The organism is Collinsella sp. AM20-15AC (assembly GCF_003471405.1).
Taxonomy (GTDB): Bacteria; Actinomycetota; Coriobacteriia; order Coriobacteriales; family Coriobacteriaceae; genus Collinsella.
This window is the reverse complement of the sequence record NZ_QRJA01000017.1, coordinates 1-15,556: the sequence shown is the minus strand read 5'-3', so window position 1 is coordinate 15,556 and position 15,556 is coordinate 1. Positions and strand designations below refer to the sequence as shown.

Genomic DNA, 15,556 nt, shown 5'->3' with positions numbered 1-15,556 from the left:
TCTCGCAAAATTGGATTATTTCCACCGATATTTGCGGGATGGGAGCCCAAGATGCTTGATCGCCGTTCGTTACTTGTTGCTGGAGCGTCCTCGCTGGCGAGCATCATGTTGCCTCGCGTGCCGGGAAGCGAAAATGCCTTCCTGCTGCCGTTCGCGCCCACCGCGGCCTATGCCGACGAAGAAGATCCCTTCAAGGTGCTCGTTCTCTCGCGCACCATGTTTGGTGTAGTCGTGGTCGACGTCGCCAACAAGAATACGCCCATCGCAGGTGCCCAGGTCACGCTCACATCGCGCTATGCCGTAGGCAAGCAGCTCACCGCCACGACCGATGACGAAGGCACGGCCATCTTTGAGGTCGCCCCTCTTTCGGAAGACTACGTGGACGAGGCAACGCTTCTCGACGCGTACGACTTTAACGGCGGCATCTCCATTAGCATGGCGGGCTACCGCGATGTCGAGATTCCCCTTGCGCGTATCCAGGGCGGCACCGCCATAACCGCACCCACACGTCCGCTGTCCGACGGCGAGCCGTACTTCCGCCAGCTCACATTCGACGAATGGGACATCCAGTACGCTGATGCCACGTTCATGGCATTGCCGAAGGACGACGCGGCAAACGACCAACCCGACACGCATGCCTTTATTGTACAGGCACATCTGCCACAGGGTGGACAGGCAACGCTGCACATCAACAAGGTAATGCCCGCCACGGGTAGCTCGCCCGAAACCGTCACGCAGATCGGCCAGATCAAGGCCAGCGCATCAGGCGCGGATAATCTGGCGACGTTCACACTCGAAGACAAGTTTCTCGACGCGGCATCGGGCCTTCTGGAGGAAGGGTGCAAGCTGCGCTTTGTCCTCGACTATCAGGGCAAAACCTACACGCTCTCATCCCCCATGGCCGTTGTCACCGCGCCGGCCGCAAAGGCGGAATCGGGCTCGACCACTATCGTCCCCACTACCATGGACCAAGAGGTCACTCCGTTTGATTTCCCCGCGGCGTTTCCCGGCATCGGCGGCAATAAGTTCACGTGCTGGATACCCACATTTCCGATCCTCTTCGATTTCTCGTTTGCTGGATACGTGCTGTTTGGCGGAGGATACAAACCAGCCAGCTATATGAACGATTCGGGCAATCCGGATCCGGAGTACTGGAAGAAGTCACCGCGCGAGTCGGGCGCCAAGCAGGCAAACCGCTACCTCGACGAAATGGAGGGGAAGTGGAATCAGTACAAAAGTATGAGTGCCGGTTCGGGCACCGATCCAAGAAACACCAAGCTCCTTCGCCACCATTGCACGCCGCTGTTCACGATGGATATCGCCACACAGCTGTACGGCTCGCTCGCCTACGATTGGGTGGGCAAAACCTGGGGTGACAACAACGACCCCGCATACGGCAATATTAAGGCCCTCTTCCAGGTAAGAACCGACCTCAATTGGACCGAGCAGTTTACCCTAGGACCGGTGCCGTTTTTCCTAAACGTCAACCCCTGGGTGCTGGCAAAACTGGCGCTCGCCGTGGGCGCCCACACGCACGGCAGCGGCGCGGCGTTTTTCAAGAACATTTCGCTCGACTATTCCAACACGTCGGGCTCGTTCACCATCCAGATCGGACTTGCCGTCACCTTTGGAGCCGGCATTGCAGGCGTCGCTTCGTCCGCTGTGCGTGGCGCCGCATCCCTCACACTGTTCATTGGGTACGAGAAGGCAGATGGACACCAGCTTCCGCGGCTGCGCGTAGGTGCAGACGTCGATGTCGATGTGATACTCCAGTTCGTAATGTTCAAGTGGACCACCAAGGCTTGGTCGGGGTCGTGGCCCACACTCATCGATTCGTGGAATATGTCGGTGAACAATGGCGACCAGTATGTACTCCAGCGCTCTGAGCTGGCATTGGGTGGAAATACGCCTTATACGTTGGATGCCTGCTTCGGCTCGGCCGGCAACGCCGAAGCAGGTGGTGTGCCGCAGTTTATCGCATCGGCCACCATCGTCACCAACGCCGAGCTGCTCGCACGCGCCGAGGTTAAGGCCACTGCCGTAAATGCCGCGCCTGTCGTGCGCGATTGGGATCAAGCGGCCACGCGCATTGAGCTCGAGGCGGATTCAGAAAGCGAAGACACGGGACAGATCGAGCATTTCGTCCATGCACTGGTAGAGAACGACGAAAACGCCGCGCCGATGTATGAGTACACCTACATCGGTCAGTCAACGAACGCCGTTGCGGACCCGAACGCCAATTCTGCCGGCGTGTCGGAGGACGAGCGTGGCGGCATAAAACCCTCGAGCGACAACGTGCTGTTTTCCGGCGTGCTCAGCGAAGCCCACATGAAGCTAACGATGATTGCCGGCGTAGAATGCCTGTTCCGTATCGCCTCGGTGCGCTACGGCGACAATGGCCGCTCGCGCCTGGTGGTGCACACAAAGGCAAACGGCACGTGGTCCGCTCCCACGCCCGTGGACTTTCCCCTTGGGTTTGGCGAGGGCGACGTGGAGCGCGACGGCATATTCGATTACGACTTCGACGTGGTGGAATATACGGACGGAAGAGGAAACCAGGACGCCTACGTGCTGCTGGTCTCGGGCGAGCGCCCCGCCGGCGACAACACCCTTTTCGATACGGCAAGCACAGCCGGCATACTGTCCGTTGTGCGCCTGCGCATAAGTAATGACGAGATCCGCGTTGTGTCGCATACGTCATGGCGCAGCATCTCGCGCGGCCGCCTGCAAGAGGATGGCTACCATTGCCTGCAGTGCCCGCGCATCACGGTAGGCAAGACGCTGATCGACGGACGCCTGTCGGGTGCCTACCTCCACCGCCGCGGAACCACCGCAGAAAAGGCGCTCGGCAGCGAGGCCGAGGTTGCGCTGGAATGCTTTACCCTGTGGTCGGATGATTTGGGCGACAGCCTGACGTTCCGCCAAGTTCTTCGCTTTCCGCAAGCACCGTCGAGTATCGAGCTGAGCGAGCCCGAGAATATCAACGGCAAAATGGTGGTGCCCGTTGCGTACGAGACCGCAGACGGTTGCGGCTGCGCATCGTACGCCGTGATCGGCCAGTCCATTGCGGGCTGGGGCGTTATGCCACCAGACGCCACGGTGCCCCATGCGGTGCCGTGGCCACAACATTCGGGCTTTTTGGCCACCGTCAACGAGCAGCTGCAGCATATTACTTGGACGCGAGGCGCATCGGCATTTGCAACGCAGCCCGTGGGTGCCGCAGGCTGTGGCCCGGCATCGTTTAGCGTAAGCAACAACGGCAGGTGCGCGCTCTATGTAGAGAACACCGATGGCAAGGTGGGGCAAACCTACGACGAAGAAGGCAACCCGGTAGCAGTAATGGGCAAGCACTTCCGCATCTTCGCCAGCACCTTGGCAGGCGATCTGTTCACGGAGCCGTTCGTGATGTGCGAGCTGGACCATCCCGTCGATCAGATAACGACATTTTTGACGTCGGGAGGCATGCTCTCCGCGCTCGCCACGCACATTGTGAGCGCGGAGAAGAGCGAGGCAGAGCTGCACGGCATCGAAGTGCCTCTGGTGGCGTGTGCCACTCCGACGGGCGCGGTCGCTACCTCGGGCGCGGTGGTGCCCGGAGCAGCAGGCGAATCCTTCATGGTCACGGTGCGAAACGACGGCAACACTTTGCTGACTGCCGGCACAATCGATCTGTACCGAGAGGGCTCCAGCCAGCCGTTCTCCAGCGCATCCATCGGATTCGGAGCGAACGCACGCATGGCTTCGATCTACGATCCAGAGCTTGCCGAAGACGCTTCGGCCAACGACATGGCACACGTAAAGTACGCGCTCGAGACGCTGGGCGCACGTTTTGCAACGCACCCGCTGGTAGCCGACAACGGCAACGCCGTGCTGGCACCGGGTTGCACGGCACAGTTCCGCATGAGCTTCGCCATCCCCGAGAGTTGGAGCGACGAAGTGGGCAAACGCGTCACGCTGTATGCGAAGGCGCGTAATCTGGTGGCGCTCGATCCCGTAACGCTCGAGGAGATCCGACCGGGCGCAAACTCGGCGCTGAGTGCCGTTCTGCACGAGCTTCATGTGCCCGACGCGGCATGCGAACGCTCAGAAGTTCAGGTCGGCGTATGCGACAGCGCGGATACGACAGGACTTCACGACGCCCCGATGACAGCAGACGGCGATGGTAGCTCGAGTGGCGGCGGTACTGACGAGGGCGGCGGCTCCGGCGGAAGCAGCTCCGGCAGTGGCAAGGACCACGGCAATAACAAGCGCTCCGGAAAAGCGGGCGCGCTTGCGGGCACGGGCGACAGCAACGTCCCCCTAACCGCAGCCGCAGCAGCGCTCGCCGCAGTTGGTGCCGGCCTTGTCGCCTACAGCGCCCGCCGCACGGCGCTCGAAAAAGACACCGCCAATGAGGACAATTCGGATAGGCCTCGCTAGCTCCTAGTTACTTTTGTGAGAGGCGCCGACTCGGCTCATCGAACATCAAAATGGGCTGGTTCTGAATACCCAGAGCCAGCCCATTGCGCATTAAATGTCGTCTGAGGAGTCGAGTTCTGCCTCGAGCTTGGCACGGCGTCTTTTCGCCGTGAAAAACGTTGCGCACAGGACAGCAAACGTGGCCGCGAAAATCGTCGCACCGCAGAACACGCCCGTGACCAGGTTCGCCAACCAAAAGACGCTTTCGAGCGGTACGATCTGCGCCTCAGCGATACAGCGCATTGCGGCAATAACAAGCGCGAACGCGGCGCCGCTAAGACCGCTGACAAGCAGGAAATATCCAACAGGAAGATGCTCGGTTTGCCCAAAACGATTGGTATCGACATAGCCCTTCCGCGTTTGCAGTCCTGCGCAAATCAACATCACGAGAACGAGCCACAAATACATGGCTGCCTCGAACGGCGTTGCAAAGCCATGCGGCATTTCACTAGCGTCGCTGTGAACCCACGTAACCTGTCGAGCTATAAACTGGTAGAAAAAGATCATCAACATGCCAAACGAAAGCAGCACGAAGCCAATCTTGTAGATCTTCGCGTTCTCAGCCTCCAGGCGTTCATCCTTTGGGCCGGCATATTCACGCCACTTTTGCACGATTTTCAGATCTTCATATTTCATAGTGAACTCCTAAAGAGCATTAGGGTCGGCGTCGGTTTCGTCTTCCCAAAACAAGTCGTTCAACGTAACGCGCAGCGCCTTACAGATTGCCACGCACAAATTGAGCGTGGGGTTGTAGCCGCCCGCCTCGATAAGGCCGATGGTTTGGCGCGTAACGCCCACGGCTTGGGCTAAGTCAGCTTGCGAAAGGCCAGCCGCCGCGCGTGCCGCCTTCATGCGTAGGTTCTTTTTGCCCGGCATGGAGTTCCTTTCGTAGTAATGGACAGATATCCGTTGCAACATGACAGAAATATATTGCATCCTTCACAAGATGTCAACTATATCTGTCATTATGGAAACCATGTCCGCCATCGCCATGTGGACATAACAATTTCGATTCGCTATTCAATCTTACTCGGACAAAACCGAGTCGGAAGGACCCGAGTAAGTGGAACTTATCAGCATGGCCAACGCGCACGCCAATAACCGGATTTGCCGGAACCATGCGTGCCCCATCGTTTAATAGCTCCGTTATTGTTCGATGATCTTCTTGACGACCGCGGGAACGCCTGCCGCCACCACGTTGTCCGGAAGGTCTTCCGTCACGACGCTGCCCGCGGCAATTACGCAACCGCTGCCGATGGTAACCCCCTGCAACACGGATACGTTCGCGCCAAACCAGCAGTTATCGCCTACAACAATAGGCAGAGCCTTCTCGAGACCCAAGTTGCGGTCCTTTGCCTTTAGGGGGTGCGAAGCGGTGTAGAAGCCGCAAAACGGCCCGATAAACACGTTGCCACCAAAGGTGATAGAGCCGCCGTCCATAAAGTAGCAGCCATGGTTTACAAAGCAGCCCTCACCAAAGCTCGTCTTGCTCCCGTAGTCAAAGTAGGCAGGCGAAAGGACCGTCAGCCCTTGCGGAAGATCGGTATCGAGCAAGGATTTCAAAGCGTCAAGCTGCGCGTCGCTTCCGGGTTTTGCCATATTAAAGTCATAGCAGAGCGCCTCCGCCTTTGCGCGTTGCGCCAGGAGCTCCTCGTCAAAGTTGGCATCATGCCACTCCCCGCGCTCCATCTTCTCTTTCTCAGTCATTGCGCCCCCTCAAACAACATGCAGTCTTGATGCGGCAATTCTACCAGCCGATAAGCCACGGTTTTAACACGAGCACCACGCCGCGCAGGGAATGACCGCAGAAGCTAAAGGTCACCGACTCCGAACGCGCGTTCGATGGAATTCGTGTTAGTTGGAATCGTCCGAGGCCTGGGCTATGCTACCTTGACTATCTATATGACTACAACGCAGCAAAGGAGCATCGAGAGAGCGAGCATGGCAAAAAACACCGCAAACTATGGTAACGACAGTATTCGTCAGCTCAAGGACGAGGAGCGCGTACGCCTGCGCCCCGCCGTTATCTTTGGCTCGGACGGACTCGACGGCTGCGCGCATGCCGCCTTCGAGATCCTGTCCAACGCCGTTGACGAGGCGCGCCAGGGCTACGGCAAGCTCATCACCCTTACCGCCTTTCGCGATGGTTCCATTCAGGTAGAGGACAACGGCCGCGGCTGCCCGCTCGACTGGAACCCCTCCGAGAAGCGCTTTAACTGGGAGCTCGTCTTTTGCGAGCTCTACGCAGGTGGCAAATACAACAACAACCAGGGCGGCGACTACGACTTCTCGCTCGGTACCAACGGCCTGGGCTCGTGCGCGACCCAGTACGCATCCGAGTACATGGACGTCACGGTTTGGCGCGACGGCAACAAGTACTCCCTGCACTTTAAGAAAGGCAAGGTCGTTGGCGCCAAAAAGAAAGCGCTTGAGATCGAGCCCAGCGACGAGGACCGCACCGGCACCACCATCAAGTGGCGCCCCGATCTTGAGGTCTTTACCTCGATCAGCATTCCCCACGACTGGTATCGCGAGACCATGCGCCGCCAGGCCGTGGTCAACGCCAACGTGACCTTCCGCCTGCGCATTGAGGGCGACGATGGCGAGTTTTCCGAAGAGGATTTTTGCTATCCCAAGGGCATCGAGGACTACGTGCTCGAGAAGGTCGGTACCGACTACCTTACCGAGCCCTTCTTTATCGAGGCTGACCGTCGCGGTCGCGACCGCGAGGACCTGCCCGATTACAACGTCAAGATCACCGCGTGCATGTGCTTCTCGCGCACCTTCATGATGCAGGAGTACTACCACAACTCGTCATGGCTCGAGAACGGCGGTTCGCCCGAAAAGGCCGCCCGTAGTGCTCTGACCAGCGCCATCGATGCCTACATCAAGCAACAGGGCAAGTACAACAAAAACGAGAGCGGCATTAAGTGGCAGGACGTCCAGGACTGTCTGGTGCTGGTGACCAACTGCTTCTCCACCCAGACGTCCTACGAAAACCAGACTAAGAAGGCCATCAATAACCGCTTTATCCAGCAGGCGATGACGGCATTCTTTAAGGAGCGCCTCTCGACCTATCTGATCGAGAACAAAGACGCCGCCAACAAGATCATGGAGCAGGTGCTCATCAACAAGCGCTCGCGCGAGAACGCCGAGAAGACGCGCCAGAGCATCAAGACCAATCTGCAGCAGAAGACCGACATGGCCAACCGCGTGCAGAAGTTCATCGACTGCCGCTCCAAGGACAAGAGCCGTCGCGAGATCTACATCGTAGAGGGCGACTCGGCAGCAGGCGCCATCCGCACCTCGCGCGATGCCGAGTTCCAGGGTGTTATGCCCGTCCGAGGCAAGATCCTCAACTGTCTGAAAGAGGACTACCCGCGCATCTTTAAGTCCGACATCATCATGGACCTCATGCGCGTGCTGGGCTGCGGTGTGGAGATCAAGGACAAGCGCATCAAGAACCTTGGCGCCTTTGACCTGGACAACCTCAACTGGAACAAGGTCATCATCTGTACGGACGCCGACGTCGACGGTTATCACATCCGCACGCTTGTGCTCACCATGCTCTATCGCCTGGTGCCCACGCTTATCGACGAGGGCTACGTGTATATCGCCGAGTCGCCGCTCTACGAGATCAACTGCAAAGAGAAGACCTACTTTGCCTACACCGAGCTCGAGAAGAACGGCATCCTCAAGGAGATTGGCGACCAGAAGTGCTCGATCAACCGCTCCAAGGGTCTTGGTGAGAACGATCCGGACATGATGTGGCTCACCACCATGAACCCCGAGACGCGCCGCCTGATCAAGGTAGAACCCGAGGACGTCACCAAGATGGAGACCATGTTCAACCTGTTGCTGGGCAACGACGAGACGGGCCGCAAGCGTCACATCTCCGAGCACGGCAAGGAATACCTGGACCAGCTGGACCTGCAGTAGCAGCAAATCGATAACGACGGCCCATAAGAAGTTCAAGAGGAAATCGTGGCAAAGAAGAAGACGAAGAACCAGCCCAAGAAAAAGCAGGTCAACGCCGAGAACGTCATCGGCCTGCACTCCGAGGTCACCGACCAGCCGATTACGCAGACGCTCGAGGTCAACTACATGCCCTACGCTATGAGCGTCAACGTCTCGCGTGCATTCCCCGAGATCGACGGCTTTAAGCCCTCGCACCGCAAGCTGCTCTACACTATGTACAAGATGGGCCTGCTCAAGGGCGAGCGCCAAAAGAGCGCCAACATCGTGGGCCAGACCATGAAGCTCAACCCACACGGCGACGCCGCCATCTACGAGACGATGGTGCGCCTGGCCACGGGCAACGAGGCGCTGCTTGCTCCTTTCGTGGAGTCGAAGGGCAACTTTGGCAAGTACTATTCGGGCGACCTGAGCTACGCCGCCTCGCGTTATACCGAGGCCAAGCTCTCCCCCATCAGCGCCGAGATCTTCAAAGACATCGACAAGGGCCCGGTCGACTTCGTTGACAGCTACGACGGTGCCATGAAGGAGCCGCGTCTGCTGCCCACCACGTTCCCCAACATCCTCGTCTCGGCCAACAAGGGCATCGGCGTCGCTATGGCGTCCGATATCTGCGGCTTCAACCTCAACGAGGTCTGCACCGCCACGATGCACTACCTGAAGGACCCCGACTGCGACCTGCTCGAGTACATGCCCATGCCCGATTTCTCGACCGGCGGCGAGATTATCTACCGCCGCGAGGAGATGGAGAAGATCATCGAGACCGGTCTTGGCAGCTTCCAGATTCGCTCCCGCTGGCGCTGGATTCCCGAAGAGCGCATCATCGAGGTGTACGAGATCCCCTACACCACCAAGACCGATGTCATCATCGAACGCATCGTCAAGCTCTCCAAGGAGGGCAAGGTCAAGGAGATCGCCGACATCCGCGATGAAACCGACCTTTCGGGTCTGCGTATCGCCATCGACCTTAAGCGCGGTGTCGACCCCGACAAGCTCATGGCCAAGCTCTATCGCTCGACCACGCTGCAGGATTCGTTCTCGTGCAACTTCAACGTGCTCGTCGACGGCTATCCCCGTGTTATGGGCGTGCGCCAGATTCTGCACGAGTGGGTCAAGTGGCGTATTGAGTCCACGCGTCGCCGCATTAACTTTGACCTGGGCAAAAAGTCCGAGCGCCTGCACCTGCTGCACGGCCTTGAGGCAATTCTGCTCGACATCGACAAGGCCATCGCCATCATCCGCGGCACTAAGCTCGAGGCAGAGGTTGTACCCAACCTTATGAAGGGTTTCGACATCGACGAGACCCAGGCCGAGTTTGTCGCCGAGCTTAAGCTCCGCAACATCAACGAGGAGTACATCCTCAACCGCACCAAGGACATCGCCAAGCTCGAGGGCGAGATTGCCGAGCTTGAGGAGATCCTCTCCAGCGAGGAGAACATCAAGAAGGTCATCAGCGACGAGCTAGCAGCGGTCAACAAGAAGTACGTGATGCCGCGCCGCACGGGCAGGATCGAGCCCCATGAGGTTATCGAGGTAAGCTTGGAGCCCGAGGTCGAGGAGTACCCGGTCACCATCATGCTCTCGCGCGATGGCTACCTAAAGAAGATGACGGACCGCGTGCTCAAGAAGGCGACCACGCTCAAGTACAAGGACGGCGACAAACCCTTTATCGAGTTCCCGTCCTCCAACACCCACGAGCTGCTGGTCTTTACCAACAAGAGCCAGGTGTACAAGTGCAAGGTCACGGCGTTTGAGGACACCAAGTCGGCCCAGCTGGGCTCGTACCTTCCGACCGATCTCGAGATGGAACCCGACGAGAGCGTCATCTGGGTCATCGACCCCGAGGACTACAAGGCCGACGTGCTGTTCGTCTTTGAGAACGGCCGCGTGGTGCGTGTCGCGCTTTCTGGATACGCTACCAAGACCAACCGCAAGCGCCTTAAGAACGCCATCTACGGCGGCAGCAAGCTGCTGTATGCGCAGGTGCTCAAGGAGGACCGCGACCTCGCGCTGGTCTCGAGCGACTACCGCCTGATGAACTTCAACACGTCGCTGCTCAAGACCAAGACGACCACCAACACGCAGGGCGTCCAGGCCTTTACGGCCAAGAAGGGCCGCTCGGTCACCACCGTCGGCACGACCGAGGAAATCCTTGGCGCCGGCGTCTCGGCCGAGAAGTTCACCGCGCAGAGCCTGCCCTCCGCCGGCGCCCTCATGAAGGAAAATGACATGCCGAGTTTGTTTGACTAAAACAACGGCGACTAAACCGTCATGGTTTTACAAAGCAGCGGGGCCCGGAGCGCAGTAAACGCTGCGCCCCGGGCCCCATGCATTACACCAGCATCATCCCTATAGACAAAATGCCGCATAAAGCGGAACAGACATAAGCCCATCATTCATTCCAAAGGGCTTAGTCGATAGCCTGATAAGGCGTACGCCCGGATGGGTCTTTTTAAGTGAGGACAGGCTTCGAGATCTTGTGTTCTCTCCCGCCTTGACTTCAATCGCAGACAAGCATCCCTGCTTCTCTACTACAAAGTCGATTTCCGCACGATTATCTCGCGCCCAATAATGCAGCGGATAGCCCATGGCTGAAAGCTGTTGGGCGACGTAGTTTTCGGTAAGTGCACCCATGAATGTGCCGCCGATGCTGGCAAGAATATCGGCGCGTTGAGCACCGGCCTTGGAGACCAGCAGCCCTGTATCCGCCTGATAGATTTTAAAAGCAGAAGGGTTAACGAAGGCCTCTAAGGGGCTTTCGATCTGCCCGACTAGGCTGCAGCGCGCCACCGTACCCGACAATACAAGCCAATCGAGAGCATCTCCAAAGAGAGACGCATTGCCCCCCGCTCGCACTACCTTGTATTGAAATTTACGATTCTCTTTGGCAAGCTGCTGTGGAATGGAATCGAAGCACGCACGCGTCTTTGCACTCAAGCGTTCATCAGCATATTTATTGGTGTCGGCGGAATATCCGTCGAGAATAATCCGATGCTTTTCGGCCACATCAATGATTGACTGATCATCGATGTACGTTTGGACCGCCTCGGGCATTCCGCCAACAACAAGATACTGTCGATAGAGCCCAAGCGCCTTTTCATGAAGGCTTGGCGCAAGAGGACCCATTATCTCGAATGATGAGCGTATCTCGTCGACCAGCTGATCGTGCCCCATCGCCCAGAGAAACTCCTCGAAATCGAGTGGAGCCATCTCAATCAAGTCGGTCTTTCCGACGGGGAACGAATACGACTGATGGTTAATGGCAACCCCAAGAAGCGACCCGGCAGCCGCAACGTAATACTCGGGAGCATCTTCGCAAAAGTATTTAAGGGAAGTGAGCGCTTCCTCGCATGCCTGGATCTCGTCAATGAACAGTAAGGTTTTGCCAGGCACGATACGCTGTCCCGTACGAGCCTCGATCGCACGTACGATCGAATGAGGGTCAAGACCGCCCGAAAAATCCGCTCGCGCCGACCGGTCGTTCTCAAGATTAACGTAGACAACCGATTCGAAAAGATCCTGGGCGTACGTTCTGAGCAAATAGGTCTTGCCACACTGGCGCACGCCTTTGACCAGCAAAGGTTTTCTATCAGCTCTGTCTCGCCATTCCCTAAGGAGCTCGTCTGCCTTGCGACGCATACGTAACCTTCCCTCATGAACTTCTATTTGACAATATTTTAACGCGGATTAATTTGTTTTCAGTTATTTTTCTGCGTTTAAAAATTGTTCTATACGGCACTTGAGGGAATTCGCCCCTATCTCTCGGTAAGGACAGCAAGCATTTCCACCAACGCTGATTGCCATGCGTTCTTCTTGTCCTTAGGCAAGCTTGCGAGCGAGCTCTCGCACCTCTTTCAACTTGGGCGAGGATGCCATGCTGTCGCGCTCGGTCATACCGCTGATGGTGACAATGCCCTGGTCCTCCCACTTGCAGTACGCGCAGGTTGACTTGTACATAGCGATCGCCGCATCATAGACACCCTCGCTGTGGCTATCGAGTAAAAGGGCCGTCTTGGTGAACGGGAATCCCGTGGCACCGAAGGCGTACAGGCGGTCGATGGCGGTCTTTTCCTGCGCAGTGATATCAAACCAGTAGATAGGCGAAGCGAAGACAACCATGTCGGTGTCTTTCAGCGACTCAATCACGTTGGCCATGTCATCCTTCTGCACGCAGACGCCCTCATGGGCGAAGCAGTACTGGCATCCCAAGCAGCCGGCGATCTTCTTGCTGGCAACGCGGATGACCTCGACCGTATGGCCGCCCTCACGCGCGGTCTCGGCAAACGCCTCGACCATGGTATCGGTATTAGCGCCCTTACGCGGGCTGCCGCTCAATACAACGATATTCATAGGATTCCCTCTCCCTCATGCTGCAGGCGCGCAGCATGCTTTCTTGTAACCAAAACGAATGGTGTTAATCAATCGCCAGCAGGCCATATCTCTTGTTCAAGTTCCCTAAAGAAGCTCAAGGCGATTGCGATTGCCTTATACAACATCGAAAACCAAAGAGGGGCCATAGCAACGTCGCCTGCCTGAAATGGCACGCTGTCAAGATCAACTACGGGGATCGTGACGAGCCGATACCGCCCGCATGCCCCCTTCGGAATAGGCGCTGAGCAGCTCCTGAGCGTGGGCAAACTCGGGCCCTCGCCTCCAACCGAGCAGGCGGTTGACCGCGAGATTTCCCTGGACGTTGTGGACGAAGAGCAGATAGGCGTCCTCGCGCGAAAGCCCAGTCTCCTCCATGATCGAGGGAACCATCTGCTCGGCGCCGCGCTCGACGACGCGCTGTGCCACCCGAGCGTACGCGTCGTCATCCGAGTAGAGCAGATAATAGTCATCGTTTGCCGGCGGACGCTGGCAGAGGGCACCCGCCTCCGTTCCCTCGAGCGGCGGCACCGCCGCCAAGGCCTCGTCGATAAGCGCGTCGAGCAGGGCGAACTTGTCCTCGTAGTGCAGATAGAACGTGCCACGGTTAATATCGGCACGGCGGCAGATATCCGCTACCGTCATCTTCGCGAAGCCGACCTCGGCCAGCAGCGCGAAGAACGCCTCCCGTATGACCGAGAGTGTATAGCGTCGGCGACGATCGATCTTCCCCGCTTCCATTACCCCTCCAATTGCAACGCTCGACAATGCCCGGCAAACGCTCGTTTATCGACAGCAGGCCGAAGCTGTTCATTGCTCTTAAGCAAATCGACATGGATACTTTTTATAGACACGTGTTTATAATAGCTGAAAGAAGGTATCCAGTGACCCTGTACGAGCAGCTCGTTATCGAGCTCACCAACCGATCGTTTTCCCTTCATGCCGCCTACCGCAGCGGCAGCACGCCCTATGAGCTGAGTGACCGCGAGCCCGAGCCCTACGACCAGCAAATCGAGGACTTCGCCCGTATGATCGAAGAAGCCGATTGCGTGCTGGTGGGCGGGGCCTCCGGGCTCTCCGCGGCGGGCGGCGGCGACTTCTATTACGAGGACAACGCAACCTATCGCAGGCATTTCGGCAAATTCGCCGAGCGCTACGGTTTCAAGGGCGCTTTCGAGGGGTCGTTCTACCGCTGGCCCACCGCCGAGGCGCGCTGGGGATACCTCGCCACCTTCCTCGACACCACGCTCAACGCCCCGCTGCGCAAGCCCTACAGGAACCTCGACGCCATTCTCGCCGAGAAGGATTTCTTCGTGCTCACCACCAACCAGGACACGCAGTTTGTGAAGCTCTATCCCTGGGAGAAAGTGGCAGAGATCCAAGGCGACCACCGCTTCTTTCAGTGCTCCCACTGTTGCACCGACGAGGTGTGGAACGCGGTCGAGCCGGTCTCCCACATGGTAGAGGCCATGGGAGACGGTCTGGAGGTTCCGACAGAGCTCGTGCCGCGCTGCCCGCACTGCGGGGCAGAGGCGTTCCCCTGGGTTCGCGGCTACGGCAACTTCCTGCAGGGCGAACTCTACGAGGAGCAGTACCGCAAGGTGTCCGACTGGCTCGACGCGCACGCACGGCAGAGGATCCTCTTCCTCGAGCTGGGTGTGGGCCGCATGACGCCCGCGTTTATCCAGGAGCCGTTCTGGGCCCTCACGGCGCAGTTACCGCAGGCCAGCTACATCGCCGTAAACAACAAGACGCAGTTTCTCCCCCGCGCGATCGAGGATCGGGGGCTCGCCGTTCGCGCCGACATCGCCGACGTGCTCGCCGACGTGCGCAAGACGCTGGGGAGGTAGCGCATGGAGACGGCGAAAGCAGTTCGCATAGGCAGGGCGCTAGCCGAAGCGGATCTTGTCATCATCGGCGCTAGCAACGGACTCGACATGGCGGAGGGGCTCAACCTTTTCTGCGCCGATGCTCATTTCCAAGAGGCGTACGGGGACCTCGCCCAGGCAGACGGCATCGGCTGCATACTGCAGGGGCTCGCTTCCCCGGATGCCAGCGTGCGACGCCGATGGGCCGAGCGGTTCCATCAAAAGGAGTATCTCGAATATGAGCCCGGCTCGCTCATGAACGGGCTGCGGCGTCTTACGGAGCATGCCGACACCTTCGTGGTCACATGCAACATCGACGGGCACTTCGCGCGCGCCGGGTTCGACGAGGAGCGCGTGCTCGAGACTGAGGGGAGCATACGCACGTCGATCGACGAGCGGCGTCTCGCCCATCCAGACGCCCTCGCCACGGCCCAGCTCGAGGAGCTCGAGCGCCTTGTGCAAGCCCATCGCAACGGCAGGGTCGCCATCCTCGAACTTGGCGTGGGACTGCGCAACGGCATCATAAAGCACATGCTCGCCCAGATCGCGAACGTCTGCGAGCACGCCACCTACATCGTGTTCAACTACAGCCAGGCTATGGCGCCCGATGCATCGTGCGAGACGATTCTCGTTGACGGCGATATGACCCCGACTTTCGAGGAGATTGCCCAATGCCGTCTCTAGAGAGGGAAGCGTATAGGCTTCGAAGCCTTATCGACGATGCCGACGCCATCATCGTCGGCATCGGCTCGGGCATGTCAAGCGCCGCCGGGTTCAACCATTACAACCGCGCAGGCATGGCGCGCGCCGGAATGACGGACTGGCAGCAAGCCTTTGGCTTCAAGAGCCTTTTCGACGGCTTCTACCACCTCTACCCCAGCCTCGAG

General features: G+C 58.4%; 11 protein-coding genes and 1 pseudogene. 6 read left to right on the top strand and 6 right to left on the bottom strand.

What is annotated here, in order from left to right; translation table 11 throughout:
* Positions 1 to 51 precede the first annotated feature (51 nt).
* Positions 52 to 4,419, top strand: coding sequence for a hypothetical protein (locus tag DW233_RS06740; protein ID WP_118267387.1), 4,368 nt, complete (start codon positions 52 to 54; stop codon positions 4,417 to 4,419).
* A 90-nt stretch (positions 4,420 to 4,509) separates the two neighbouring features.
* On the opposite strand, the gene DW233_RS06735 is transcribed toward DW233_RS06740, so the two are convergent.
* The 3 genes from DW233_RS06735 to DW233_RS06725 all read right to left on the bottom strand — a co-directional run bounded on the left by DW233_RS06735 (position 4,510) and on the right by DW233_RS06725 (position 6,165).
* Positions 4,510 to 5,094 carry a hypothetical protein gene (locus tag DW233_RS06735; protein ID WP_055252406.1) on the bottom strand — a complete coding sequence of 195 codons (585 nt, stop codon included), beginning with the start codon at positions 5,092 to 5,094 and terminating at the stop codon, positions 4,510 to 4,512.
* A 9-nt stretch (positions 5,095 to 5,103) separates the two neighbouring features.
* Complete coding sequence (locus DW233_RS06730; protein ID WP_055252407.1) at positions 5,104 to 5,334, bottom strand: helix-turn-helix transcriptional regulator; 231 nt, start codon at positions 5,332 to 5,334, stop codon at positions 5,104 to 5,106.
* A 270-nt stretch (positions 5,335 to 5,604) separates the two neighbouring features.
* A complete protein-coding gene (locus tag DW233_RS06725) occupies positions 5,605 to 6,165 on the bottom strand; it encodes a sugar O-acetyltransferase (protein ID WP_055252408.1) in 561 nt (186 codons plus the stop codon).
* 234 nt (positions 6,166 to 6,399) lie between these two features.
* Here DW233_RS06725 and DW233_RS06720 point away from each other — a divergent pair, with 234 nt between their 5' ends.
* Both DW233_RS06720 and DW233_RS06715 read left to right on the top strand, forming a co-directional pair.
* Entirely contained in the window at positions 6,400 to 8,397 is a 1,998-nt protein-coding gene (locus tag DW233_RS06720) for a type IIA DNA topoisomerase subunit B (RefSeq protein ID WP_055252409.1), read from the top strand.
* A 45-nt stretch (positions 8,398 to 8,442) separates the two neighbouring features.
* On the top strand, positions 8,443 to 10,683 hold the full coding sequence (locus DW233_RS06715) for a DNA gyrase subunit A (RefSeq protein WP_118267385.1): 2,241 nt from the start codon (positions 8,443 to 8,445) through the stop codon (positions 10,681 to 10,683).
* A 99-nt stretch (positions 10,684 to 10,782) separates the two neighbouring features.
* Here DW233_RS06715 and DW233_RS06710 read toward each other — a convergent pair whose 3' ends face one another.
* From DW233_RS06710 to DW233_RS06700, 3 genes are all read right to left on the bottom strand, one after another.
* Positions 10,783 to 12,072 (bottom strand): ATP-binding protein, encoded by a 1,290-nt coding sequence (locus DW233_RS06710; protein ID WP_118267383.1) that lies wholly within the window; start codon positions 12,070 to 12,072, stop codon positions 10,783 to 10,785.
* Between the two features lie 180 nt (positions 12,073 to 12,252).
* Entirely contained in the window at positions 12,253 to 12,783 is a 531-nt protein-coding gene (locus DW233_RS06705; protein WP_055252412.1) for a flavodoxin family protein, read from the bottom strand.
* A 204-nt stretch (positions 12,784 to 12,987) separates the two neighbouring features.
* Positions 12,988 to 13,542 carry a TetR/AcrR family transcriptional regulator gene (locus DW233_RS06700; RefSeq protein ID WP_117583297.1) on the bottom strand — a complete coding sequence of 185 codons (555 nt, stop codon included), beginning with the start codon at positions 13,540 to 13,542 and terminating at the stop codon, positions 12,988 to 12,990.
* Positions 13,543 to 13,685: 143 nt separating this feature from the next.
* Between DW233_RS06700 and DW233_RS06695 the strand changes: the two genes are divergently transcribed.
* From DW233_RS06695 to DW233_RS06685, 3 genes and pseudogenes are all read left to right on the top strand, one after another.
* The gene (locus DW233_RS06695) at positions 13,686 to 14,651 is read left to right on the top strand and encodes a Sir2 silent information regulator family NAD-dependent deacetylase (RefSeq protein ID WP_199574602.1); all 966 of its coding nucleotides are present in this window, start codon (positions 13,686 to 13,688) and stop codon (positions 14,649 to 14,651) included.
* 3 nt (positions 14,652 to 14,654) lie between these two features.
* Positions 14,655 to 15,353, top strand: a complete 699-nt coding sequence (locus DW233_RS06690; RefSeq protein ID WP_118267381.1) for a hypothetical protein — start codon at positions 14,655 to 14,657, stop codon at positions 15,351 to 15,353.
* Positions 15,341 to 15,556 (top strand): annotated as a pseudogene (locus tag DW233_RS06685) (hypothetical protein); the annotation flags it as partial. The gene DW233_RS06690 and the pseudogene DW233_RS06685, both read left to right, overlap by 13 nt.